The 23,091-nt window shown below is 61.4% G+C and carries 22 protein-coding genes and 1 pseudogene; 18 read left to right on the forward strand and 5 right to left on the reverse strand.

The features are described 5' to 3' along the window. Nucleotides 1-51: 51 nt before the first annotated feature. The 17 genes and pseudogenes from ACJ8HH_RS10765 to ACJ8HH_RS10845 all read left to right on the forward strand — a co-directional run bounded on the left by ACJ8HH_RS10765 (nucleotide 52) and on the right by ACJ8HH_RS10845 (nucleotide 17,886). On the forward strand, nucleotides 52-435 hold the full coding sequence (locus tag ACJ8HH_RS10765) for a Rap1a/Tai family immunity protein (protein ID WP_049194641.1): 384 nt from the start codon (nucleotides 52-54) through the stop codon (nucleotides 433-435). Further along, nucleotides 432-923, forward strand: a complete 492-nt coding sequence (locus ACJ8HH_RS10770; RefSeq protein ID WP_025159845.1) for a T6SS effector amidase Tae4 family protein — start codon at nucleotides 432-434, stop codon at nucleotides 921-923. Before ACJ8HH_RS10765 ends, ACJ8HH_RS10770 begins: the two co-directional genes overlap by 4 nt. A gap of 298 nt (nucleotides 924-1,221) precedes the next feature. After that, nucleotides 1,222-1,704, forward strand: a complete 483-nt coding sequence (locus tag ACJ8HH_RS10775) for an Hcp family type VI secretion system effector (RefSeq protein ID WP_004961372.1) — start codon at nucleotides 1,222-1,224, stop codon at nucleotides 1,702-1,704. A gap of 48 nt (nucleotides 1,705-1,752) precedes the next feature. After that, entirely contained in the window at nucleotides 1,753-2,256 is a 504-nt protein-coding gene (locus ACJ8HH_RS10780; RefSeq protein ID WP_071883819.1) for a type VI secretion system amidase effector protein Tae4, read from the forward strand. After that, nucleotides 2,253-2,711: a T6SS amidase immunity protein Tai4 family protein gene (locus tag ACJ8HH_RS10785; protein ID WP_033653617.1), complete on the forward strand. Its 459-nt coding sequence runs from the start codon at nucleotides 2,253-2,255 to the stop codon at nucleotides 2,709-2,711. The genes ACJ8HH_RS10780 and ACJ8HH_RS10785 overlap by 4 nt, the downstream gene beginning before the upstream one ends. An 18-nt stretch (nucleotides 2,712-2,729) precedes the next feature. Next, nucleotides 2,730-3,077 (forward strand): T6SS amidase immunity protein Tai4 family protein, encoded by a 348-nt coding sequence (locus ACJ8HH_RS10790; RefSeq protein ID WP_196239299.1) that lies wholly within the window; start codon nucleotides 2,730-2,732, stop codon nucleotides 3,075-3,077. A 69-nt stretch (nucleotides 3,078-3,146) separates the two neighbouring features. Continuing rightward, nucleotides 3,147-3,485, forward strand: a complete 339-nt coding sequence (locus ACJ8HH_RS10795; protein ID WP_223181965.1) for a T6SS amidase immunity protein Tai4 family protein — start codon at nucleotides 3,147-3,149, stop codon at nucleotides 3,483-3,485. Nucleotides 3,486-3,718: 233 nt separating this feature from the next. Next, the gene (tagH, locus tag ACJ8HH_RS10800; RefSeq protein ID WP_033647811.1) at nucleotides 3,719-5,449 is read left to right on the forward strand and encodes a type VI secretion system-associated FHA domain protein TagH; all 1,731 of its coding nucleotides are present in this window, start codon (nucleotides 3,719-3,721) and stop codon (nucleotides 5,447-5,449) included. Further along, nucleotides 5,449-6,222 (forward strand): PP2C family protein-serine/threonine phosphatase, encoded by a 774-nt coding sequence (locus ACJ8HH_RS10805; protein ID WP_015378289.1) that lies wholly within the window; start codon nucleotides 5,449-5,451, stop codon nucleotides 6,220-6,222. The genes tagH and ACJ8HH_RS10805 overlap by 1 nt, the downstream gene beginning before the upstream one ends. A 28-nt stretch (nucleotides 6,223-6,250) precedes the next feature. Next, nucleotides 6,251-7,237, forward strand: a pseudogene (locus tag ACJ8HH_RS10810) (type VI secretion system-associated protein). A gap of 15 nt (nucleotides 7,238-7,252) precedes the next feature. Continuing rightward, nucleotides 7,253-8,074, forward strand: coding sequence for a type VI secretion system accessory protein TagJ (locus tag ACJ8HH_RS10815; protein WP_265093611.1), 822 nt, complete (start codon nucleotides 7,253-7,255; stop codon nucleotides 8,072-8,074). A gap of 2 nt (nucleotides 8,075-8,076) precedes the next feature. After that, nucleotides 8,077-8,652, forward strand: coding sequence for a type VI secretion system baseplate subunit TssE (locus ACJ8HH_RS10820; RefSeq protein WP_033635032.1), 576 nt, complete (start codon nucleotides 8,077-8,079; stop codon nucleotides 8,650-8,652). A 4-nt stretch (nucleotides 8,653-8,656) separates the two neighbouring features. Then, nucleotides 8,657-10,543 (forward strand): type VI secretion system baseplate subunit TssF, encoded by a 1,887-nt coding sequence (tssF, locus tag ACJ8HH_RS10825; RefSeq protein WP_033647812.1) that lies wholly within the window; start codon nucleotides 8,657-8,659, stop codon nucleotides 10,541-10,543. Then, nucleotides 10,540-11,610, forward strand: a complete 1,071-nt coding sequence (gene tssG, locus ACJ8HH_RS10830; protein WP_033647813.1) for a type VI secretion system baseplate subunit TssG — start codon at nucleotides 10,540-10,542, stop codon at nucleotides 11,608-11,610. Before tssF ends, tssG begins: the two co-directional genes overlap by 4 nt. 56 nt (nucleotides 11,611-11,666) lie before the next feature. Further along, a complete protein-coding gene (gene tssH / locus ACJ8HH_RS10835) occupies nucleotides 11,667-14,321 on the forward strand; it encodes a type VI secretion system ATPase TssH (RefSeq protein ID WP_033647814.1) in 2,655 nt (884 codons plus the stop codon). Between the two features lie 49 nt (nucleotides 14,322-14,370). After that, on the forward strand, nucleotides 14,371-15,816 hold the full coding sequence (locus ACJ8HH_RS10840; protein WP_033647815.1) for a serine/threonine protein kinase: 1,446 nt from the start codon (nucleotides 14,371-14,373) through the stop codon (nucleotides 15,814-15,816). Between the two features lie 141 nt (nucleotides 15,817-15,957). Then, nucleotides 15,958-17,886, forward strand: coding sequence for a type VI secretion system Vgr family protein (locus ACJ8HH_RS10845; protein WP_033653607.1), 1,929 nt, complete (start codon nucleotides 15,958-15,960; stop codon nucleotides 17,884-17,886). A gap of 191 nt (nucleotides 17,887-18,077) precedes the next feature. Here ACJ8HH_RS10845 and sbmC read toward each other — a convergent pair whose 3' ends face one another. The 5 genes from sbmC to rclC all read right to left on the reverse strand — a co-directional run bounded on the left by sbmC (nucleotide 18,078) and on the right by rclC (nucleotide 21,962). Further along, entirely contained in the window at nucleotides 18,078-18,545 is a 468-nt protein-coding gene (gene sbmC, locus ACJ8HH_RS10850) for a DNA gyrase inhibitor SbmC (protein WP_041035676.1), read from the reverse strand. Between the two features lie 27 nt (nucleotides 18,546-18,572). After that, nucleotides 18,573-19,415, reverse strand: coding sequence for a tryptophan 2,3-dioxygenase (gene kynA / locus ACJ8HH_RS10855; RefSeq protein WP_033635042.1), 843 nt, complete (start codon nucleotides 19,413-19,415; stop codon nucleotides 18,573-18,575). A gap of 147 nt (nucleotides 19,416-19,562) precedes the next feature. Next, nucleotides 19,563-20,900, reverse strand: coding sequence for a reactive chlorine resistance oxidoreductase RclA (gene rclA, locus ACJ8HH_RS10860; protein ID WP_060451648.1), 1,338 nt, complete (start codon nucleotides 20,898-20,900; stop codon nucleotides 19,563-19,565). A 37-nt stretch (nucleotides 20,901-20,937) separates the two neighbouring features. Then, entirely contained in the window at nucleotides 20,938-21,354 is a 417-nt protein-coding gene (locus tag ACJ8HH_RS10865) for a DUF302 domain-containing protein (protein ID WP_442520238.1), read from the reverse strand. A gap of 35 nt (nucleotides 21,355-21,389) precedes the next feature. Continuing rightward, on the reverse strand, nucleotides 21,390-21,962 hold the full coding sequence (rclC, locus tag ACJ8HH_RS10870; protein ID WP_086556934.1) for a reactive chlorine resistance membrane protein RclC: 573 nt from the start codon (nucleotides 21,960-21,962) through the stop codon (nucleotides 21,390-21,392). A gap of 137 nt (nucleotides 21,963-22,099) precedes the next feature. Between rclC and ACJ8HH_RS10875 the strand changes: the two genes are divergently transcribed. Next, the gene (locus tag ACJ8HH_RS10875) at nucleotides 22,100-22,975 is read left to right on the forward strand and encodes a cupin domain-containing protein (RefSeq protein ID WP_197766234.1); all 876 of its coding nucleotides are present in this window, start codon (nucleotides 22,100-22,102) and stop codon (nucleotides 22,973-22,975) included. Nucleotides 22,976-23,091: the final 116 nt, after the last annotated feature.

Here is a 23,091-nt window from a genome sequence, read left to right on the forward strand (position 1 = left end):
CGCGATAGTGCGGCCTGGCTGATACATCAACCTCATCACAGGGAAAGAAAGATGAAGACAAAACGGTTTTATCTGGCATCGCTGTTGGCAGTCGTCTGTTCGCTCTCCGCCGCGCCGCCAGCTTTCGCAGAGCAGACAACGAGACAGCATTTGACGTCCGATGATGTCAATCTGCCAGGCAGCGACTTTTTCCGTTTCTATCGCAGTGCAGATAAACAGGAAAAAGAGAAAGCGCGGATTTATTTGCTGGGCGTGCTGGACGCGACGGAAGGAAAAAGCTGGTGCCAATACAGCCAGCTACAAACCGTCACTCTGCAGGAGTTTGTGTTCGAATTCTTTAATAAACTTCCCGCTGCGCGCCTGCACGAAAGGGCAGCCTCCCTGATTGAAGAGGCTCTGGCGACTCGCTTCCCCTGCAAAGGAGGCAAAGCATGAAACCATTATATCGTCAGCTAAAAAGCAGCCATTACTCCTCTGATTACTCTAGCCCGGGATATTTGGCAGCAGAAGCCGTTTACGCCGAGATTGGTTATGAGCTTGATACGCTTCTAAAGCAAAACCCTGGTTATGCCAATACCTGTGCCGTCCGCATGAGCCTTGCGCTGTTGAAAGCCGGCATCAGCTTCAAAGGCCGCCTGCCAATCAAAAAAGGCGCCTATAAGGGTAAAACGATAGAACCTGGAGCCAAACTGCTGGCCGATCAGTTGCATCGCTCCAGTAGTTTTGGCAAAGCCAAAATTTTCTTTAATGCTCCAGATGCAGAGAAAGGTATTGGCAATAAAAAAGGCGTCGTGTTCTTCAATAAGATCACCAACTATGATGGCGGACACATTGATCTGATCGAACCAGAAAACTCGCTATTGACCTGCCATTCCCATTGCTATTTTAACTGCAAAGAAGTCTGGTTTTGGGAATTAAGCTAGTGTTCCATCGGCTTGTCAGTAAATGCATGAGGTTTGGTTTAACTGCATACTTGCAGATCGAAAAAAAACAGAACATACATTGAACCCAGACAACGCGAAATAATTAAGCATTGAGCCATTAGCACTTAATAGTGGCTCGGTAACCCGTACCGATAGTTTTCGGTATTTAATAAGGTGCATGGCACAAGGATATAAATTGGTAATGCATTACCACACTTGCAATTCCTGCTGCTATTACCTGAGTTTTTCAACGTAACGTTAATACTACTGTTAACCCTTAATAAAGAGTGAAGAAACTATGGCTATTGATATGTTCCTGAAAGTTGAAGGTGCCAGCGGCGAATCTAAAGATTCGAATCACAAAGGCTGGACCGACATTACTTCTTTCTCCTGGGGCGCTTCTCAACCGGGCAATATGGGCGTTGGCGGCGGCGGTGGCGCCGGTAAAGTGTGCTTCAACGATCTGCACGTTAACGCGCTGGTCGACAAGTCAACCCCGGCGCTGCTGAAGCATTGCTCCAGCGGTAAGCACCTGACCAAGGTTGAGTTGTCTGTCTGCAAGGCGGGCGGTACTCAGGTTGAGTACGTTAAAATCACCCTGGACGACGTGCTGGTCACCGCCGTGCAGTACACCGGCGCAGGCGGCGAAGACACCGTGGGCGTCACCTACTCCTTCCAGGCGGCGAAAGTGAAACAGCAATACTGGGAGCAGAGCGACAAAGGCGGCAAAGGCGCCGAAAGCAGCGCAGGTTGGAACATCAAGGAAAACCGCGAAGCTTAATTTGTATGCCCCCCGGTTACGGCCGGGGGTCTAATATAGGAAATAACAATGAATAATAACCGCCCCATTTTTTCAGCCGCATGGGCTGCAAGCACTAAAATATATAACGCGCAATATTCAGCTCAGAATGTTGCCGAGATTATCGGTGGGCGTGTAGCCATGAATATTGCGCCTAATGGAAAGTGGGAAAACACCTGCGCTGTACGCATGAGCTACATCTTGAATAAATCTGGCTTTCCCATTCCTTATGTAAAAGATCAGACCGTATCAGGTGCCGATCGTCAATGGTATTTTTTTAGAGTTAAAGATCTTATCGCTTATTTGACAAAGATCTGGGGCAAACCCGACCTTCGAGTCAAGTTCCCTCCTCCAGGTGGTGGTGAATTAGCAGGAAAGAAGGGGATCATATTGTTTGAAATTGCAGGTTGGAGCGATGCCGGAGGGCATGCTACGCTCTGGAATGGGAACGGCGATTGTTATGATCATTGTTATTTCAATGAACCAGAAGCTCGCTATACAACAAATTACGCTAACTTTTGGGTATTAAGATGAAAAAAATCCTTATCTCCTTTTTTTGTCTATATGCCACTTGTGCTATAGCACAGAAAAATCAAGAAGAACCTATTGAAAAGTGGCCACCGCAGGCAGCATACAGAAACTATTTGCAAAACTATAAAGATATCGCTCTAACCTACTGCATTTCAGTCGCTTATAAGACATCACCAGAAGCCAGCAAAGATGCAATTGCCTCATCGAATGGAATCGATGCGTGGTCATACTATGCAATTCGTGATGAAGAATCCCCTATCATTGCGCTGACAAAGCAGTACTTGCAAAAGAATTACAATGCTAAGGATGGGAAAAGCCGCTTAGACTTAATGAAGTGCATGGATATGTACCATAGTAAAGATCTTGACAAACTTGCGAAAGACTATGTACAGCGCCCTAATGATAATTGGGTGAAAGACAATCCGGATAGAATAAATGAAAATCCTCCTCGGAAATAATCAGTGAAAAGAATCTTACTGACTGTGGCCATCGCCGCAACGTTGAACGCTAATGCAGCGACAAAAATTGACTACTCCCCTGCCGAGTACCTCAAAAACTACGCGCTTAGCGTTTGTATCGCCGAGGGGTACTCAGCAAAAGAAGTCAAAAACGATGCCGCCGCCGCTGCTCGGGGTTACACGGAATTCGGCGATTATTCTCTGGAAGCGCATACCGCTGTCAGGGCGCTGGCAAAAGAATTTCTGGCAAAGCCCTATGACAGCATGTCTGGGGAGCCGATGACGATGGCAAAGTGCATCGACCTTGTACACAGCCAAGCGTTGCAAGCCATCATCAAGAAATACCAAGGGAAAGACGACAACTGATATCAGAGTTGCTCAAACGACGGCTCATATCAAAGGTTATCTCGGATGAGAAGATACACGTACTTTTTAATGTCTCTGCTGCTCGGAAGCCATGTAGTCCTTGCTGAAAACTCGCTTAATGCTTTATCGCAAGAGGCACTATATAAAAATTGGTTAACCAGCCGCTGCATTGGGAAATCCACTGACTCAGAAAGAACCAAACAAGACGCCTTCCGTTCCGCTTCCGCCTATTTAGAATTGAGTAAACTGCCGATGGATGCATTTGAACAAGGTGAAAAACTGGCTGAACAGTACGCAAATAAAAATAGCCAAGGCTCAGTTCAAGGGACTTACCATACTTTAGATTGTCTTTCACTGCAGAGCGCCAGTGAAGCTAACGTCATCTTTTCTCGCTACTCTAATCAGTAAATTAGTTATAAGAGGGTAGTTACCTTGGGATAATCAAGAAATCTAATTTCAATTCTCTAATCAACAAGCCTTCAATTAATAACAAAAGCATTTCGTAAAATTAAGACCACAACAAGCCTTAGTGAACGAGTTAAGAAACAACTTAACGGCTTGCCAAAATACCCGCCAATTTTGGCAAGCCACAGATCGAATCATTAATTATTGCACTACCTCCTAATCAGCAGGAATGCCTTATGCGATTTTCCATTGTAAAAAATAAAAGCGGCCAGGTTCCGCCGCAGAGCAGTTGCGATTTTCTGCCGCCGGGCGGCACCATCGGCCGCAGCGTGGACAACAACCTGGTGCTGCCGGACGAAGAGCGCGCCATTTCCCGTCTGCAGGCGATCGTGCATATTTCCGCTGACGGCGAATGCCGCATCACTAACCGCGGCAACGTTACCCGCGTGCTGCTGAACGACATTCCGCTGGAACGTGGCCGCCAGGTTGAACTGCAGGACGGCGACGTGCTCGGCATCGACGATTACCAGATTGAAGTCAGCGCGCTGCAACAGCACGCCGCGCCACAGGCTCAACCGGTGGCCAAGGCCGCCGCCGTTGCCGCTGTTACGGCCCCTGCAGCCGCCGCCAAAGAAAAATCCGCCGCGCCAATCCCCAACGAAATCTGGGACAGCCTGGTGGAAGAATTCACGCCGAATGCGCCGGCCGCCGCCACAGTCACACCGCCGCAGGTCGCCAATCCAGGCAGCCACCCGCTGCTGGATACCCCCGCTCGCGAGCTGAACCCAGCCGATCCGCTGGCTCAGCTGGCGGGCGATGTCGATCTGCGCCAGCTGCAGCAGCAGCAAACCGATCCGGCAGCGCTGTTCAACACCGACACCACCTTTGAGCGCGAACACATCCTGGCCGATACCACCCCCAGCGCGCTGCTGGCGGAGCAGGCTGCGCCGCCGCGCCCGGCGACTCCCACCCAAAAAACGCAGCAACCGGAGCAAGAGCTGGATCCGCTGGCGCTGTTCGGCGGTTCATCCGCGCCCGCTTCGCCAGAAGCGTTGAACAGCAACGATCCGCTGGGCCTGCTGATGGGCGGCGCCGTGCCGCTGGCCCAGCCGGAAGAACCGGTACAGCCGCCCGCGCCGCCGATCGCCGCACAACCGCAAGCGCCGCGCCCACAGCCGACGCCACCGCCCGTGCAAATCCCCGAGCCGCAGCCCCAACCCGCGCCGCAGTTCAGCCAGCAGGAACCACCCGTGCAGCCGCCGCGCCCGCGCCAGGGCAACCGCCTGGGCATCGATCCGGTCGCCTACCAGTCCGCCCAGCGGCAACATGCCGCCGCGCCGAATGGCGACACATTGGAAGGGCCGTTGCTGGCGGCGCTGTTGCAAGGCATCGGCCTCGACGATCTGCAGCCGCAGCCGCACTTCGACGAACAACAGATCCGCCAGGCCGGACGCCTGCTGAGCCTGTTCTCGCAAGGCACCGTCGCCCTGCTGTCATCCCGCTCTATCCTCAAGCGCGGCGTGAAGGCCGAAATGACCATGATCCTCGACGAGGCCAACAACCCGTTCAAGCTGCTGCCTTCGGGCAAAACGGTGCTGATGCAGATGTTCGGCAGCCAGATGCCGGGCTTTATGCCGCCGGAGCAGGCGGTGCGCGACGCGCTGATCGACCTGCAGGCGCACCAGCTGGGGATGATCGCCGGTATTCGCGCCATCATCGCCGCCATGCTGCAGTCGTTCAACCCGGAGCGTCTCGAAGAGGAAGCGCGCAAGGAAGGCGTGGCGCCGCGCCTGTCGCTGCCCGCCAACCGCAAGGCTGCGCTGTGGGACTACTTCGTGAAGAACTATCAGCAAACCTCCGGCGAGATCGAGGACGATTTCCACACCCTGTTCGGCGAAGCCTTCCTGCACGCCTATGACGTTGAAGTGAATCAATACAAAGACTCACAGACCAAACCGGACGCGTAATGAATATCACCATAGCCTCTACCTCCAACCAGGGCGGCCGCGCCTCCAACCAGGATCAGACCGGCGAGGTGCTCGGCAACCGCGCCGCCTGCTTCGTGGTGTGCGACGGCATCGCCGGCTTTCCGGGCGGCGATATCGCCGCCAAACTGGCGCGCGACACCATTTTGCAAAACTTCGACGGCGAAAAGCACCTGAACGCCCAGAGCATTCGCCAGCACATCACGCGCGCCAACGCCGCTATCCACCAGCAGCAGCGGCAGTCGGATGAATACAGCAAGATGGGCACCACGCTGGTCAGCCTGTTTATCGATCGCGATTATCAGCTGGCCTACTGGGCGCACGCTGGCGACAGCCGCCTGTATCTGTTCCGCCGCGGCTACCTGCATGCCGTCACCACCGACCACAGCCTGATCCAACAGATGCAGGACGCCGGTTATCAGACCAACGGCATCAACAGCAACCTGCTGTATTTCGCGCTGGGGCTCAATGAAGAGCGCGACGCCACCTACAGCGACGTGCTGCAGCTGGAAGACGGCGACGTTTTCCTGCTGTGCACCGACGGCTTCTGGCACAGCTTCAGCCAGGCCGAACTGGAACAGTCGCTGCACATGGTCAACTCCCCCAGCGAGTGGATCGCTCTGATGCAGCAGGCATGGAAGAAAAACAATAACAGCGATAACTACAGCGCTATCGCCGTCTGGATTGGCTCACCGCAGGAAACCACCCTGCTGCATTCGCTGGCGGATGCGGAGCGGTTTCTGAGCCGCGACTGAGCAGCGCACATTCACAGCAAGGTTCACTATGAAATATTGGATGCCGGGGCTCGTCGCCCTGATGGCGGTGCCGACCGCGCAGGCGATGAACTATCGCCTGGTTTACTCCCCCAGCCAGAAGCTGGAAGTGTTTATCGATGACGTCAAAAACAGCAATCCGGCAAGCTGGTGCGGCAAAAGCATCCCGCTGCGCATCGTCTCGGCGCAAAGCCAGGATCCGGCGGTGCTGAACGACTTCCTGCCGCGCGTCGGCAATCTGCTGGAAAAGCAGTGCCCGAAAACCGGCCACCTGCCCTAGACGCTGACCGACAAGCGCGGTGAGAAGCTGGCCAGCGGCGAGGCCGCCAAAGCGCGCGGCTGGAAACCGGTGGTCAAACAGGAGGCCGTCGAGCAGCCGCAGATCCCGCCGCAGCCGGCGATCCCTGCGGCGGTAGCCGTGACCTCTCCGCAAGCGGACACCGCGCCGGCTCAGCGTTTCAGCCTGCCGCAGGGCTGCCACTTCCGCACCTTCTGGCGTGACGAAGCCAACGGCGGCGCGCTGTTCATTCCCGCCGGCGACGCGCTGCGCTGCGGCGAGGACGGCTGGCTGCAGGGCAGCGGCGCGGTCACGCTGCAACAGGGCGGCCAAACCCTCTCGCCGACGCTGTGGTTCCTGCAAGGCTATCCGCTGGCGCAGATCAACGGCGGCGATCGCGCGCTGACCGTCGTCAGCGCCAACGCCCAGCGGCTGGTTCTGGGCGGCAACCCGCAGGCACCGGGCAGCTTCCTGCTGCTGAGCTTCGAACCGAAGCTGCACGCGTGGGCGTTCAACGGCGAAGCGATCGTTGAAATGCCGCGCGTCGACGCCGCAGACGAGAACAAGATCAAACAGCGCCTGCAGCAGGCGCAAACCGCCTGGCAACCGCTGCTGAGCGCCCCCGCTCCGCTGACCTTCAAGCTGGTGGAAAAGCTGGCCGCAGACCGGGTCGATCCCGCTAGCGGCAGCTACCTGTCGGTTAACGGCGCCACTCACTGATTATAAGGAAAGCCTGTGAAATCATTAGCAAGCATGCTGCAAGGTCAGTCGATCGGCGCGGCCATCACCGCCGTCGAAAACGATATCAAGGCGAAACCGGCGGATGCCGACCTGCGCGCCGCGCTGGTGCAACTGCTGTGCCTGAGCGGCAACTGGACGCGCGCCAACGCGCAGCTGAAATCCTGGCAGGCGTTGAAACCGATCGCTCAACCGACCACGCTGCTGCTGATGCAGTCGGTCAACGCCGAGCTGCAACGCCAGGCGGTGTTTGCCGGCACGGCCGCGCCGGCGCTGCTGCGGCAGGATCAGCCCTGGCTGAAACTGATGGTGCAGGCGCTGCATCAGGATGCGCAAGGGGCGGCCGAACAGGCCCAGGCGTTGCGCGATGAAGCGCTGGAGGCCGCCCCGGCCGGCGCCGGGCGGTTAACGCTGGCCGAAGGCGACCAAGAACGGCAACTGCGTTTCGACTGGCTGACCGACGGTGACGGCCGCCTCGGCCCGGTATGCGAGCTGGCGCTGAACGGCGTTTACTACTGGCTGCCGTTCGCCGACATCGCCGCGATCCAGTTCCAGGCGCCGCAGAGCGCCATCGATCTGGTGTGGAGCCATGCGCTGGTGCGCCTGACCGACGGCCGCGAACAGGTGTGCCAACTGCCCGCCCGCTACCCGCTGGCCGAAGACAGCGACGACGCGCTGCTGCTGGGCAAACGCACCGAATGGCAACCGCTGGGCGACGGCACCCACTATGCGGGGCTGGGCTTGAAGACCTGGCTCAGCGAAAGCGACGAATTCCCGCTGCACAGCCTGCGGCAGCTGAGCTTCGACGCGAGCGCCTGACCATGAACGACAAGCGCCCCCCCCACTACGACGGCGGCGATCTGCACCGCCAGGGCTATCGCTATCGTCAGGACAGCGAACGCCTGACGTCACGCGACAAAATGCAGCCGGTGCTGCTCGACATGCTGACCGACGACGAGCCGCAGAAAAAACAGGAGACGCAGGTGCGCAACCTGGTGTCGCACAGCGAACTGCGCCGCCGGGTGCTGCGCGATCTGCAGTGGCTGTTCAACTGCGTCAACAGCGAATCCAATCTGGATCTCGGCGATTTTCCTCAGGTGCGGCGCTCCACCCTGAATTACGGCATCGCCTCACTGGCGGGCAAGCGCATGTCGGACATCGAATGGCTCGACATTCAGCGCGCGCTGACCGAGTCCATTCTCCATTTCGAGCCGCGCATTTTGCCCGAAGGGTTGCAAGTGCGCTGCATCTCGGACACCGGCTCGCTGGAGCTGCACAACGTGTTGTCGATCGAAATCAAGGGCCGCCTGTGGTGCGTGCCCTATCCGCTGGAGTTTCTGTTCCGTACCGACGTGGATCTGGAAAACGGCCACTTCGATCTGAAAGACATAGGGTAAGGCGATGGACAGTAAACTTTTAGATTATTACAACCGCGAGCTGGCCTATCTGCGCGAGATGGGCGCCGAGTTCGCCGAACAGTACCCGAAGGTCGCGGGCCGTCTTGGCATGCGCGGCATCGACGTGGCGGATCCTTATATCGAGCGCCTGATGGAGGGCTTCGCCTTCCTCACCTCGCGCGTGCAGCTGAAAATGGACGCCGAGTTCCCGCGCTTTTCTCAGCGCTTGCTGGAGATCATCTACCCCAATTACCTGTCGCCGACGCCGTCGATGGCGATCGCCGAGCTGCAGCCGGACAGCAGCAAAGGTGACATCAGCAACGGCTTCGTGGTGCCGCGCGGCACCATGATGGACAGCCAGACGCTGAAGAAAAGCGGCATCACCTGCAGCTACGCCACCGCCCATGACGTCACGCTGCAGCCGGTGCGCATCGCCGCCGTCGAGCTGGGCGGCATTCCGGCCGATATCCCGTTGGCCTCGCTGGGGCTGCAGCACAGCGGCTGCGTCAGCGCGCTGCGCATTCGTCTCGAGTGCTACGAAAGCGTGACGCTCAACAACCTGCAACTGGATCAGCTGATGTTTTACCTGGCCGGGCCGGACATGCAGGCGCAGCAGCTGCTGGAACTGCTGATGCAACACAGCGTCGGGCTTGTCTGCCAAACGGTGGAGGCGCAGCCGCAGCGGCGGGCGCTGGCGCTGGACGGGCTGCGGCAGGAGGGCTTCGCCGCCGAACAGGCGCTGCTGCCCAACGACCTGCGCAACTTCGAAGGCTACCGGCTGCTGCAGGAGTACTTCGCCTTCCCGGCGCGCTTCCAGTTCTTCAGCGTCAACGGCCTGCGTCCGCTGCTGCAGAGCGTGCGCGAAGGGAAAAAGGCGCTGCGCCAGTTCGAGATCGTGGTGCTGCTGGATCGGCACGACGCCGCGCTGGAGCGGGTGGTCGACGCCGCCCATTTGGCGCTGCACTGCACGCCGGTGATCAACCTGTTTCCGAAGGTCGCCGAACGCATCGCGATCAACGAAAAAAACCACGAATACCATCTGGTGGTCGACAATATCCGGCCGCTGGATTACGAAGTGTTCTCGGTGCAGCGGCTCGGCGGCAGCGCCAGCGAAAAACGCTACGAGCAAGAGTTTCGGCCGTTTTACAGCACCCTGAGCGCGGACGACGGCAACTATGGCGCCTACTTCTCGCTGCGGCGCGAACAGCGCACGCTGTCGGAGCACGCCCGCCGCTACGGCACCCGCACCGGCTATGCCGGTTCGGAAGTGTTCGTGTCACTGGTGGACGAGCGGCAATCGCCGTGGCACAGCGATCTGAAATACCTCACCGCCGACGTGCTGTGCACCAGCCGCGACCTGCCGTTGATGTTGCTGCAACAGGATCAGGGCAACTTCGTGATGCCCGATTCGATCCCGATCAAGCAGGTCTCGCTGCGCAAAGGCCCCACCCCGCCGCGCCCGGCGCTGGCCGAAGGCATGATCACCTGGCGGCTGATCAGCCAGCTGCAGCTGAACTACCTCAGCATGATGGACGGCGATCCGGAACAGGGCGCCGCCAGCCTGCGCCAGCTGCTGGGGCTGTACGGCAACCTGAGCGAGCCGGCGATCGCCAAACAGATCCAGGGCGTGCGCCACTGCAACCTGCGGCCGGTCTATCGGCGAGTGCCGGAGCCGGGCCCCATCGTGTTCGCGCGCGGCATCGCCATCGATCTGACGGTCGATGAGCAGGCGTTCTCCGGCAACAGCCCTTATCTACTCGGCAGCGTGCTGGAGCGCCTGTTCTCACGCCTGGTGGCGATGAACACCTTCACCGAGATGACGCTCTCCAGCCAGCAGCGCGGCGAAATCGCCCACTGGCAGGCGCGCATGGGCAAAAGGACGCTGATATGAGCGCGGAGATGATTGCCACCGAACTGGCGCCGCCGCAGATTAACGCGCTGTATCGCCTGCCGGACGACTTCTGGCCGCGGCTGCGCAGCGCGCCTTACAAGCACGATCTGTTTCAGCTGCTGCGCCGCATCGACGCCCAGGGCGGCCAGCCTTACCTACTGGGGCGCGCGCCGCTGCCGCGCCATGAGATGCTGCGTCTGGGCCAGGAGCCGTCGCTGTCGTTCGCGCCCTCCACGCTGGCGCAGGTGGCGCCGCGCGCCAACAGCCCGCTGCACGACGTCTCGATCTTCAGCTTCGGTCTGTTCGGCCCCAACGGGCCGCTGCCGCTGCACCTGACCGAATACGTGCGCGAACGGGTGTACCACCACCAGGACACCACCCTGCTGGCGTTCACCAACCTGTTCCATCACCGGCTGACGCTGCTGTTTTACCGCGCCTGGGCCGACGCGCAGCCGACGGTGTCGCTGGATCGCCCGGACAACCGGCGCTTCGACGAATACCTGTCGAGCCTGATCGGCATCGGCCAGCCGGCGCAGCAGGAACGCGACAGCATCAACGCCCACGCCAAACATTTTATGGCCGGTCATCTGATTCGCCACAGCCGCGATCCGGAAGGCCTGAGCAAGATTTTGCAGCAGTATTTCAAGGTGCCGGTGCGCATCGTCGAAAACGTGCCGCACTGGCTGCGGGTGGAACCGCGCGAGCAAGCTCGCCTCAAGGCTGGGCGCGGCGCGCCGCGGCTCGGCGAGTCGGCCTTTCTCGGCATCGCGGTGCGCGATATTCAGCACAAATTCCGCATCGAGCTGGGGCCGATGCCGCAGCAAGACTATGACCGCTTCCTGCCCGGCGCCGACCTGTGCCGGCAGCTGCGCGACTGGGTGCGCCAATATCTGGGCATCGAGTTCGTCTGGGAAGTGCGCCTGATCCTGGCGAAGGAACAGGCGCACGGCATCCAGCTCGGCGGCGCGCAGCGACTGGGCCTGAGCAGCTGGCTGGCCGACGATCGGCGGCAACGCGATCTCGACGATCTGATCTTCAGCCCTGAACCGCTGGAAAATCCGTTCTGACCCTATTTCGGCCGGCGCCCTGCGGCGCCAGGCCACTCTGAGACCTGAGGAAAACCATGTCTGAAATCAGCCGCTCGGTATTATTTGGCAAACTGGATAGCCTGTTATTCACCTCTCTGGAAAGTGCGACGGCGTTTTGCAAGCTGCGCGGTAACCCCTACGTCGAACTGGCGCACTGGCTGCATCAGCTGATGCAATCGCCGGACGGCGATCTGCAGCAGATCGTCCGCCACTTCGCGCTGGACGAGGCGCAGCTGGCGCGCGATATCGTCGAGGCGCTCGATCGCCTGCCCCGCGGCGCCAGCGCCATTTCCGATCTGTCCGAGCACATCGACAGCGCGGTAGAACGCGCCTGGGTCTATGGCTCATTGAAATTCGGCGCGGCGCGCATCCGCGGCGGCCACCTGCTGCTCGGCATCCTGAAAACCTACAGCCTGCGCCATCTGCTGAAGGCCATTTCCCCGCAGTTCGAGCGCATCAACGCCGATCTGTTGATGGAGCAGTTCGCCGCCATCACCGCTCACTCGGCGGAAAACGCCCAGGATGCGCCGGCGGAAAGCAGCGCCGAGAACGTATCCGGCGCGGCGCGCAGCGGTGAAAGCGTGCTGGCGCAGTATGCCCAGGATCTGACCGCCAGAGCGCGCAACGGCGAGATCGACCCGGTGGCCGGCCGCGATGAGGAGATCCGGCAAATCATCGATATCCTGATGCGCCGCCGCCAGAACAACCCGCTGCTGACCGGCGAGGCCGGCGTCGGGAAAACCGCGGTGGTGGAAGGCCTGGCGCTGCGCATCGTGGCCGGCGACGTGCCGCCGCAGCTGCGCGACGTGAAACTGTGCCTGCTGGACATCGGCATGCTGCAGGCCGGCGCCGGCGTCAAAGGCGAGTTTGAAAAACGGCTGCAGGCGGTGATCGACGAAGTGCAGTCCAGCCCGACGCCGATCATCCTGTTTATCGACGAAATTCACACCCTGATCGGCGCCGGCGGCGCCCAGGGTACCGGCGACGCCGCCAACCTGCTGAAACCGGCGCTGGCGCGCGGCCAACTGCGCACCCTCGGCGCCACCACCTGGTCGGAATACAAGAAATACATCGAGAAGGATCCGGCGCTCACCCGCCGTTTCCAGGTGGTGCAGGTGCATGAACCGAGCGAAGACAAAGCGCTGCTGATGCTGCGCAGCACCGTCAGCCCGCTGGAGCAACACCACCGCGTGCTGCTGCTGGATGAAGCGGTGGACGCCGCGGTGCGGCTGTCCCATCGCTATATTCCTGCCCGCCAGTTGCCGGACAAGGCGGTGGCGCTGCTGGATACCGCCTGTGCGCGCGTGGCGGTCAGCCAACATGCCGAGCCTGCTCAGGTCGAAGACTGCCGCCACCGCATCGATGCGCTGCAGATAGAGTTGGATATCGCCCGCCGCGAGGCCAAGGTCGGCATCGGCGATCCCCTGCGCCCGCAGGAGATTGAAGCCCAGCTGACCGCGCTGCGCCAGGAATTGGAACAGCTGACCGACCGCTGGCAGCAGGAGCTGGCGCTGATCCAAGAGATCATCACACTGCGCGCACAGCTGCACCAACAGGAAGCGGAGCCTGCCGACGAAGAGACGCAGGCTGGCCCTGACGCCGACGCGCTGCGTGCCCAGTTGGGCGAACTGCAGCAGCAGTTGAGCGCGCTGCAGGGCGAAGCGCCGCTGATCTTCGCCGCCGTCGACGCCAACATCGTGGCGGCGGTAGTGGCCGACTGGACCGGCATCCCGCTGGGCCGCATGGTGAAAAACGAGATTGAGGCGGTGCTGCAACTCTCCGACACCCTGAACCAGCGCGTGATCGGCCAACGCCATGCGCTGGATCTGATCGCCCGCCGGGTGCGCACTTCGCGGGCGCGGCTGGACGATCCGAACAAGCCGGTCGGGGTGTTCCTGCTGGCCGGGCCGTCCGGCGTCGGCAAGACCGAAACCGCGCTGGCGCTGGCGGAAACCCTGTACGGCGGCGAGCAGAACGTCATCACCATCAACATGAGCGAATTCCAGGAGTCGCACACCGTTTCGACGCTGAAAGGCGCGCCCCCGGGCTATGTCGGCTACGGCGAAGGCGGCGTGCTGACCGAGGCGGTGCGCCGCCGTCCTTACAGCGTGGTGCTGCTGGACGAAATCGAGAAGGCGCACCCGGACGTGCATGAAATCTTCTTCCAGGTGTTCGACAAGGGCTGGATGGAGGACGGCGAAGGCCGCCATATCGATTTCCGCAACACCATCATCATCCTGACCTCCAACGTCGGCACCGATCTGATCGCCGGACTGTGCAGCGATCCGGAGCTGCTGCCGGAGCCGGAAGCGCTGAGCGGCGCGCTGCGCCAGCCGCTGCTGTCAGTGTTCCCGGCCGCCTTGCTCGGCCGCCTGCTGGTGGTGCCGTATTACCCGCTGACCGACGCTACGCTGGGCAACATCGTGCGCCTGCAGCTGGGCCGCATCCAGCGTCGCCTGGCGGAGAATCACGACATCGTCTGCACCTTCGACGACGCGGTCATCGAGCAGATCGTCAGCCGCTGCACCGAGGTGGAGTCCGGCGGCCGCATGGTCGACGCCATCCTGACCAACACTCTGCTGCCGCAGATCAGCCACACCCTGCTGACCGGCAGCGCCAACGACCAGCGCTATCGCCAGCTGCATATCGCGCTGCAGAACAACGAATTCATTTGTCAATTTCAGGCATAACGCCACGGCCGCCGAGGCGGCGGCCCTTTGAACACAGAGAGTCATCACTATGTCGGGAACCGGGATAACCAAACCGAATTCGAACAGCCTGCCGAGCGGCTATCGATTCAACGAATTCGAGATCCAGGAAGCGATCGGCGAAGGCGGCTTCGGTATCGTCTACCGCGCCTACGATCACCAACTGGAACGCACCATCGCCATCAAGGAGTACATGCCGACCTCGCTGGCGAAACGCAACGACGATCTCAGCATCGGGCTGCGCGGCGAGCGCTTCGGCAAAACCTTCCAGGCCGGGCTGAACAGCTTTATTCAGGAGGCGCGCCTGCTGGCCCGCTTCTCGCACCCCGGCCTGCTGCACGTACTGCGCTTCTGGGAAGAGAACGGCACCGCCTACATGGGCACCCAGTTCTACAGCGGCACCACGCTGAAGAACCTGCAGGCGCAGCAGCCGGAGAAAATCGACGAGGCGTGGATCCGGCGACTGCTGCCGCCGCTGTTCAGCGCCATCAACACCATCCATCAGGAAGGTTACCTGCACCGCGACATCTCGCTGGATAACATCCAAATCCAGGAGAGCCAGCTACCGGTGCTGCTGGACTTCGGGTCGGCGCGCAAAGAGATCGGCAACCTGTCGGACGAAACGGAGATCATGCTGAAACCGGGTTTCGCGCCGATCGAGCAGTACACCGAGAACAGCGACGGCGAACAGGGGCCCTGGACCGATATTTATGCACTGGGCGCCGTGCTGCACACGCTGATCGTCGGTTCGCCGCCGCCGGTCAGCGTGGTGCGCAGCATCGAAGACAGCTATCAGCCGCTGGCCGAGCGCCGTCCCGCCGGCTACTCGCCGGAGCTGCTGCGCACCGTCGACCGCGCGCTGGCGCTGAAACCGGAAGACCGCCCGCAGACCATCGATGAAATGGCCGAGCTGTTGCATCTGCCGATCGCCGATGAAAATGAAATCATCAGCACCCCGGCCGCCGCGCCGGAGAACCTGCTGGTGGCCGCCAACCCGGCTGCGGCCGCCGCGGCCGCCGGCGCCGTTACCGCGCGCAGCACCCAATTCTCGCGGCCGATGATGGCCGGCGCCGGCGTCGCGGCGCTGCTGGCGATCGGCGCCGTCGCCTGGCTGAGCGGCGGCGAGGATGATACCCCGGCCGTAGCGCAAAACAGCGAAGCGTCACCGGCGCAGAAAACCCTGACGGAGCAGCCGAGCGCGCCGCAAATCGCGCCATCTGCGCCGGTGGAACCGCAAAAGGCGGCGCCGCCACCGCAGCCGGTGGCACTGGTGTACTTCAAACTGCAGCCGGGCGAGCAGGTCAGCCTCGACGGCAAGCCGCAGCAGGTGACGCCGGGCGAAAACGGCTTCGCCAGCCTGAATCTGGCGCCGGGTCGTTATCAGCTGGAGATCCGCCACAACGATCGGCTCCGCCAGCAGCAACTCAGCATCGACAACGCCGGCACCTGGCTGGTCAATCCGGCCACCGCCGGTTAATCCCGTTCTGCCCCCCGCCGCCGCGGGGGTTCCCTTTTTCATGAGACTGACGCACCACTGCCCACCATCATTGGCCGCGCGGCAAGGCCGCTGCAACGTCGGGGTATGCAGGGCACGACGTCAATCACAGAGGATGTTCTCATGTTGGATCGCATTATTGCGCACACGCCGCTGGGCCAGGAGCAGCTGCTGTTCCGCTCGCTGGACGGTATCGAGGCGCTTTCCACCCCTTTCGACTTCTCTATTGAATTGCTGAGCACCGACGCGCGGCTCGATCGCAAAGCGCTGCTCGGCCAACCGCTGACGCTGGAGATCCCGACTCAGGGCTTTCTCAGCGCCCCGCGCTACCTGAATGGCAAGATCACCGCCATCGCCGTCAGCAGCGAAGAGATCGGCGGTACGCGCTACGCGGTGTATAACCTGCACGTACAGCCGGATCTGTGGCCGATGACCAAGGATCGCAACTTCCGCATCTTCCAGGAACAAACGGTGCCGCAGATCGTCAAGACTCTGCTGGCGGAGCACAACGTGCAGTTGGAAGATCAGCTGACCGGCGACTATCGCCTGTGGGGCTACTGCGTGCAGTACAACGAAAGCAGCTTCAACTTCATCAGCCGCCTGATGGAGTTGGAGGGCATCTATTACTATTTCAAACACGAGATGGGCAAACACACGCTGGTGCTCGGGGATGCGCCCCACCACCACCAGCCCTATCCCGGCTACGAGATGATCCCCTACCACCTGACGCCGTCCGGCGGCAGCACCAGCGAGGAAGGCATCAGCCAGTGGACGTTGTCCGATCGCGTCACGCCGGGCATCTACAGCCTGGACGACTACGATTTCCGCAAGCCGAACGCCTGGCTGTTCCAGGCGCGGCAAAACCCGGTCTCGCCGACGCCGGGGCAGATCGATGTCTACGACTGGCCGGGCCGCTACACCGAGCATCAGCAGGGGGAGTTCTACGCCCGCGTGCGCCAGGAGGCCTGGCAGGCCGAGCATCAGCAGATCCGGGGCACCGCCACCGCGATGGGCATCGCTCCCGGCAGCACCTTTACGCTGTATAACGCCCCGCACGCCGACGACAACCGCGAGTACCTGACGCTGCAGGCCAACTACCATCTGAAAGAGAACCGCTACGCCAGCGGCGACGATCAGAGCAGCGAACACCGTATCGACTTCACCGTGCTGCCGGCGGACGTGCCCTGGCACCCGCCGCAGCAGGCCACCTGGCCGAAAACCCACGGGCCGCAGACTGCCCGGGTGGTCGGCCCGGCCGGCGAATCAATTTGGACCGACAAATACGGCCGCATCAAGGTGAAATTCCACTGGGACCGCTTCGGGCCGAAGGACGACGGCAGCTCCTGCTGGGTGCGCGTCTCCAGCGCCTGGGCCGGCCAGGGCTACGGCGGCGTGCAGATCCCGCGCGTCAACGACGAAGTGGTGGTGGACTTTATCAACGGCGATCCGGATCGGCCGATCGTCACCGGGCGCGTTTATAACGAAGCCAGCATGCCGCCGTGGGCGCTGCCGGCCGCCGCCACCCAAATGGGCTTTATGAGCCGTTCCAAGGATGGCACCGCCGACAACGCCAACGCCCTGCGTTTCGAAGACAAGGCCGGCGCCGAACAGGTGTGGATCCAGGCAGAACGCAACATGGACACCCAGGTCAAAAACGATGAGAGCCACAGCATCGCTAACGACCACACCCACCTGGTGGGCGGCAACCAGATCAAACGGGTGGTGCTCAATCAGGCCAGCGGCGTCAAAGGCGAGGCCTCCGCACTGACCGGCAAAACGCGCAGCGACGCCGTGGTCAACGCCTTTACCCTCGGCTCCGGCGAATCGCTGCGGCTGGAGTGCGGCGAAAGCGTGATCGAGCTGCTGGCGAACGGCCAAATCAACATCACCGGCACCAGCTTCAATATCACGGTGAAAGAGGACGGGGAGATCAATACCGGCGGCCAGCTGGATCTCAACCAGCCCGGCGGCGCCGCGCGCACCGCCGCGCCGGGCGGCGGCCATCAGGCGGCGATCCAGAGCGCCGTCGATCAGCTGTTCCCTAAAGAGTAGCCAAGTGGCACGCAGGGAAAGCCGGTTAACGCCGGCTTTCGGGCGGCGGCGCCGGCAAAACCGGCTGCCGCTGTAACCCCTTTTGGCAAGGAGGTGAATGCGCTGGCGGCAAGGTCACCGACGTTTAGCCAAAACAACGGGCTGAAGCTGTCCCGTTCATCGCTTCAGCCTTCCTTATCATCAACGCCCCCTCACCACTTCTTCACCGTCTGGTAAATATCGAGGTCGAAATAGCCGTCGGCTTCGCAGTCGTTGAGATAGTGCTCATAGCTTACCCCCTCAACCGGCTGATAGCCGCTGGCCGGCAACAGCTTCTGGTAGAACTCGCCCCACACCCGCTCGAAGTCGCCATCGCTGATGCGCACGTGGTAGACCGCGTACTGCCCGGCGGGCAGCGTCTGCACGGTAACGCCCTCGCTGCCCGCCGGCAGCGCGAAATCGTCCGCCACGCTCATCACCACGTCGGCACGCAGCTTTTCCGGCGCCACTTCCGCCGGATCGTCCCAATACAGCACCAGCCATTTGCCGAACGGCACGCCGTGGCGCTGCCGCCATGCCAGCAGTTGCTGCGAGCCCTGTGGGATCGTCTGCGGATACGGCCCCACGACTCTCACCCCCACCACCTTCTCCGCCGCCTTATCGATAATCCTCACGCTCATCGCCCTTCCCCCCCCCCCCACATTGTCTCAGGCGCCGATTTCGGTGCGCACGTCCAGCAGCTCGGGGAAAAAGGTCAGATCCAACGCCTTTTTCAGGAAGCTGACGCCGCTGGAACCGCCGGTGCCCGACTTAAAGCCGATAATCCGCTCCACCGTTTTCATATGGCGGAAGCGCCACAGGTGGAAGCTCTCTTCGATATCCACCAGCTTCTCCGCCATTTCATAAGCTTCCCAGTAGGTTTGCGGGTTGTCGTAGATCACTTTGAACGCCGGCAGCAGATCCGGGTTGCGCTGGTAGGGCTGCGTCCAGTCGCGCTCGAGGCACTCCTGCGGGATCGGCAGGCCGTGGCGCGCCAGGTACAGCAAGTATTCGTCGTACAGGCTTGGCGCTTCGAGGATCGCCTTCAACGCGGCGTGTTTTTCCGCGTCGCTGCTGAACACCGCCAGCATCGCCGCATTCTTGTTGCCGAGCAGGAACTCGATCGAGCGATATTGGTGCGACTGGAAGCCCGACGAGCTGCCCAGCACGTCGCGAAACTCGACGTACTCCGACGGCGTCAGCGTTTCCAGCACCGCCCACTGTTCGAACAGCAGCCGCTGGATCTGTTTGACGCGCGCCAGGATTTTGAAGCAGTGGCTGAGTTTGTCCTGCTGCACCAGCCGCAGCGCCGCCTGCAGCTCATGCAGCATCAGCTTCATCCACAGCTCGGAGGTTTGGTGCTGTATCACGAACAGCATTTCATCATGATGCGGCGGGTTGGAGAGCGGGTGCTGGCAGTCCAGCAGTTGGTCCAGGCACAGGTAATCGCCGTAGCTCATGCGTTTGGAAAAATCGGTGACAATCGCGCTTTCTAATTCCCGTTTGTTCATCTGTGATCTCCGTTGCGCCCAGCGCCCCATCGGCCTGGAACGTGCCGCAAAGAGAAAACAATAGTACAGAACCCGCCGCCCCGAAGGGCGATAAACGAGAGGTGCTTCGCAGATCTCACTCATCTGCGCCGCCCCTCTCGCCCCGCTTTACCCTATCAGCCCAAACAGGTCGTTGAGCGACTCGCTCATGGTCGGATGGGTGAACAGCTGATCGCGCAGCCGGGTATAGGGCAGCCCGGCGTCCATCGCCGTTTTGACGATGTTGATCATCTCATGAGCATCGCGGCACAGCAGCGCCACGCCGAGGATTTGGCCGGTCTGCGCATCGACCACCGCCTTCAGCAGGCCGCGCGTGTCGCCCAGCACGCGGGCGCGCGGGATCGCCGCCGCCGGCAGAGTGGCGACCTTAATGTCGCGCCCCTGCTGCCGGGCCTGATCTTCGCTGAGGCCGATACGCGAGAAGCTGGGGGTGATGAACACCGAGTAAGGCACCGCGCCGCGATCGGCCGTGCTGCGTTTACCCGCGCCGAACAGGCTGTCGCGCACAATGCGGAAATCGTCCAGCGAGATATAGGTAAACTGCGGCCCGCCGTTGACGTCCCCCAGCGCCCAAATATGCGGCACGCTGCTGCGCAGCTGCGCGTCCACCCGCACGGCGCCGCGCTCATCCGTCTCAACGCCGGCGCGCGCCAGCTGCAAACCTGCGGTGTTCGGCGCGCGCCCGGCCGCCACCAGCAGCGCATCGAACGACTGCACGCCGCCCTGATGCACCACCTCAACGCCCCCTTCCACATCGCGCACCTGCTTCACGCCGGCGTTAAACGTGAAGCTGACCCCGGCGTCGCTCAGGATTTGCTGTATCGCCTGCGCCATATCGCGGTCTTCCCGGCCGAGCAACGCATCCGCCTCTTCGAATACCGTTACGGCGCTGCCGAACTGCGCGAACATCGAAGCGAACTCCAGCCCGATATAACCGCCGCCGATAATGCCCAACCGCGCGGGCCGCTGCGTCAACTGCAGCAGGCCGGTGCTGTCGTAACTCCGCTGCGAACGATCCAACCCGTCGATCGCCGGCCGGCGGCTGACGGCCCCGGTGTTGATGAAGATGCGCTCGCCGCTCAGCACCTGCGTTCCCGCCGTACCCTGCACGCTGATGCGGTGCGGATCGATAAACTCCGCCCGTCCGTCGATCACCGAGACCTGTTCAAGCCCCGCCAGGTTTTGGTAGTTTTTCTCCCGCAGCAGGCCGGTCACCTGCCGCTTGCGCGCCATCGCCTGGCTGAACGCCTGTTCGCCCGGCCCGTGAAGCTCGGCATCGTGCACCAGCGTTTTGGTCGGGATACAGCCGATGTTGATGCAGGTGCCGCCATACATCTGCGCCGACGCCTCCACCATCGCCACGCGCCATCCCTGCCCGGCCAGAAAGGCCGCCAGCGTTTTGCCGGCCTTGCCAAAACCGATGATAATCGCCTGATAATCGTACATTGTGTCGCCTCGTCTCATGATGTTCATCGCCGGTCAATCAGCGTATTGCGGCCTCAACTAACCGCTCCAGCGGCCTCAGCGCCTCGATCTGTCGTTCGTCGGCCCCGGCGCTCCGCTTCAGACTTTCCGCCGGGTGGTAGCTGACCTGCGTTTTGCCCCGTTCGTCTTGCGCAATCAGCACCCTGAACGGCAGATCCAGCGCCAACGCCGGCCGCGCCAGCATCAGCGGCGTGCCCGCCAGCGGGTTGCCCAGCACCAGCACCGTGGTGGGCGGCATCGCCAGATGATGCTCACGCGCCGCTTTCGCGTGATCGAACTCGGCGAACAGCGTCACGCCCTTCTGCTCGGCCGTGCTGATAATGCGCTGACGCGTTTGCTGATAAGCGTAGGCGCTCTCTACCGTTCGGGTTTCTTGCCCCATCGTCCCCTCCGCCACGGCAGAACAGGCCAGCATCATCAGGCTGCCGGCCACGGCCCGGTTCATGACGCTCATGCGACCTTCCCTCGCCACTGTTTCTCGAGCAAACTGCGCGCCGAATCCGCCATGATCATCACCGCGCCCGCCAACATCAGGGTGTCCTTCAGCACCAGGCGCCCGGCGCCGGAGAGATAAGGGAAACCGTGATGCGCATCGCCCAGCGCGGGCACCCAGGCCTCCGGGGTGGTGATCAAAAAGGTCAGCGTCACCAGCGGCGTGCAAAAGGAGAGTATGCCGCCCAATAGCCCCAGCCATTTGGAGAACGGGTTGGCCAGCACCAGCAGCGCGATCGCCACCTCCACCACGCCCAGGCCGTTGGAGAAGCCATAGGTATTGTTGGCCTGCTGCCAGGCGCGGGCGGCGAGGTTCAGTTCGCCTTCGTGCGTCAGGTGAGCCTGATAGTCCTGCGGCATGTCATAGAAAAACGACATCAGCGGGCTGTTGGCGACGAACGGCGTGATGCTGTCCGCTTCGTAAGGGATGAATTTGAGCAGGCCAATCCATAAGAAAACGATGGCGATACTGAGGCGAATCAGCGTTAATCCCAGCTTGTCGCCCTTGCTCAGAAAGAATAGTATTTTCATTACCGGCTCCATGTCATTGATAACTCATGCATCGCAGCGGCGCCCTCCGCATCGCTGCACTATCGAACCGATCTTAGTGCTTCGCATTACGCCGGCCCATTGCCGAAACAATCAGCTTCTTAGCCAGGAGTCTCAAAATGGATCCGCTCAGCCAACTGTTGATGCTTAACGACATGCGCGGTTATGTGGCGCGCGATTGCCATTTCAGCGGCGAGTGGCGCTCGCCGCATGCCGCCGGAGAGTGGAGTCAGATCCGCTGGCACATGGTGCTGGCGGGCAGCTGTCGGCTGGAGATCCCCGGCGGCCGGCCGGTACCGCTCGAGCAAGGCAGCCTGCTGTTCTTGCCGCACAACTCCGCCCACCGCCTGCTGCCGGAGAGGGCCGACAGCGCCACGCACCTGCTGTGCGGCGTGCAAATCTTGCCGCACAGCGCGTCGCCGCTGCTGGCGAGCCTGCCGGAATGTTTGCTGTTCAACAGCCGCCAACAGGGGCGGCTGGCGCTGCTGCAGGCGACCGGCCAGCTGCTGAGCGATGAGTTCAGCCAACAGAGCCAGGGGCACAACGCCATTGTCAGCCAGACCATGGCGCTGCTGTTCGCGCTGGCGATCCGCGCCTGGCTGGCCCAGCCAAATCAGAGCGGCAATCTGGTCGCCGCGTTGCTGCATCCGCAGTTGGGCAACGTGGTTGAACAGATGCTGCGCCGCCCGCAACATCCCTGGACGCTGGTTGAACTGAGCAAACAGGCCCATATGTCGCGCGCCAACTTCGCCCGCGTCTTTCGTCAGGTCACGCAGCAAACGCCGCTGCAGGCCCTTACCGCCATCCGCATGCAGCTGGCGGCCCGGCTGCTGGCGCGCCAGGCGTTGCCGCTGAGCCGTATCGCCGAACAGGCCGGCTATTCGTCGGAGGTGGCGCTGCACAAAGCCTTCACCCGCCACTTCGGCCTGACGCCGGGAAAATTCCGCCAGCAGGCCGCCGAGACACCGCCGGACGCTTGCCCGATCCCGGCGTAACCTCCCACCCCGCCTTACTGTTTAGTAAACAACTCGGCCGCCGCCTGACAACTCTCACAAATGCGCGATCCCATGCGGGTTTCGCCCCGGTTGCGGCTTGCCTGCGCCTGTCTTCC

Origin of the sequence: Serratia sp. CY32780, from assembly GCF_052169135.1 — a bacterium.
GTDB classification, from domain to species: domain Bacteria; phylum Pseudomonadota; class Gammaproteobacteria; order Enterobacterales; family Enterobacteriaceae; genus Serratia; species Serratia sarumanii.

Excerpts from the sequence above, each read along its gene's own strand:
- ACJ8HH_RS10765 (WP_049194641.1), top strand. The coding sequence starts at position 52 with ATGAAGACAAAACGGTTTTATCTGGCATCGCTGTTGGCAGTCGTCTGT.
- ACJ8HH_RS10770 (WP_025159845.1), top strand. The coding sequence starts at position 432 with ATGAAACCATTATATCGTCAGCTAAAAAGCAGCCATTACTCCTCTGAT.
- ACJ8HH_RS10775 (WP_004961372.1), top strand. The coding sequence starts at position 1,222 with ATGGCTATTGATATGTTCCTGAAAGTTGAAGGTGCCAGCGGCGAATCT.
- ACJ8HH_RS10780 (WP_071883819.1), top strand. The coding sequence starts at position 1,753 with ATGAATAATAACCGCCCCATTTTTTCAGCCGCATGGGCTGCAAGCACT.
- ACJ8HH_RS10785 (WP_033653617.1), top strand. The coding sequence starts at position 2,253 with ATGAAAAAAATCCTTATCTCCTTTTTTTGTCTATATGCCACTTGTGCT.
- ACJ8HH_RS10795 (WP_223181965.1), top strand. The coding sequence starts at position 3,147 with ATGTCTCTGCTGCTCGGAAGCCATGTAGTCCTTGCTGAAAACTCGCTT.
- tagH (WP_033647811.1), top strand. The coding sequence starts at position 3,719 with ATGCGATTTTCCATTGTAAAAAATAAAAGCGGCCAGGTTCCGCCGCAG.
- ACJ8HH_RS10805 (WP_015378289.1), top strand. The coding sequence starts at position 5,449 with ATGAATATCACCATAGCCTCTACCTCCAACCAGGGCGGCCGCGCCTCC.
- ACJ8HH_RS10820 (WP_033635032.1), top strand. The coding sequence starts at position 8,077 with ATGAACGACAAGCGCCCCCCCCACTACGACGGCGGCGATCTGCACCGC.
- tssF (WP_033647812.1), top strand. The coding sequence starts at position 8,657 with ATGGACAGTAAACTTTTAGATTATTACAACCGCGAGCTGGCCTATCTG.
- tssG (WP_033647813.1), top strand. The coding sequence starts at position 10,540 with ATGAGCGCGGAGATGATTGCCACCGAACTGGCGCCGCCGCAGATTAAC.
- tssH (WP_033647814.1), top strand. The coding sequence starts at position 11,667 with ATGTCTGAAATCAGCCGCTCGGTATTATTTGGCAAACTGGATAGCCTG.
- ACJ8HH_RS10840 (WP_033647815.1), top strand. The coding sequence starts at position 14,371 with ATGTCGGGAACCGGGATAACCAAACCGAATTCGAACAGCCTGCCGAGC.
- ACJ8HH_RS10845 (WP_033653607.1), top strand. The coding sequence starts at position 15,958 with ATGTTGGATCGCATTATTGCGCACACGCCGCTGGGCCAGGAGCAGCTG.
- sbmC (WP_041035676.1), bottom strand. The coding sequence starts at position 18,545 with ATGAGCGTGAGGATTATCGATAAGGCGGCGGAGAAGGTGGTGGGGGTG.
- kynA (WP_033635042.1), bottom strand. The coding sequence starts at position 19,415 with ATGAACAAACGGGAATTAGAAAGCGCGATTGTCACCGATTTTTCCAAA.
- rclA (WP_060451648.1), bottom strand. The coding sequence starts at position 20,900 with ATGTACGATTATCAGGCGATTATCATCGGTTTTGGCAAGGCCGGCAAA.
- ACJ8HH_RS10865 (WP_442520238.1), bottom strand. The coding sequence starts at position 21,354 with ATGCTGGCCTGTTCTGCCGTGGCGGAGGGGACGATGGGGCAAGAAACC.
- rclC (WP_086556934.1), bottom strand. The coding sequence starts at position 21,962 with ATGAAAATACTATTCTTTCTGAGCAAGGGCGACAAGCTGGGATTAACG.
- ACJ8HH_RS10875 (WP_197766234.1), top strand. The coding sequence starts at position 22,100 with ATGGATCCGCTCAGCCAACTGTTGATGCTTAACGACATGCGCGGTTAT.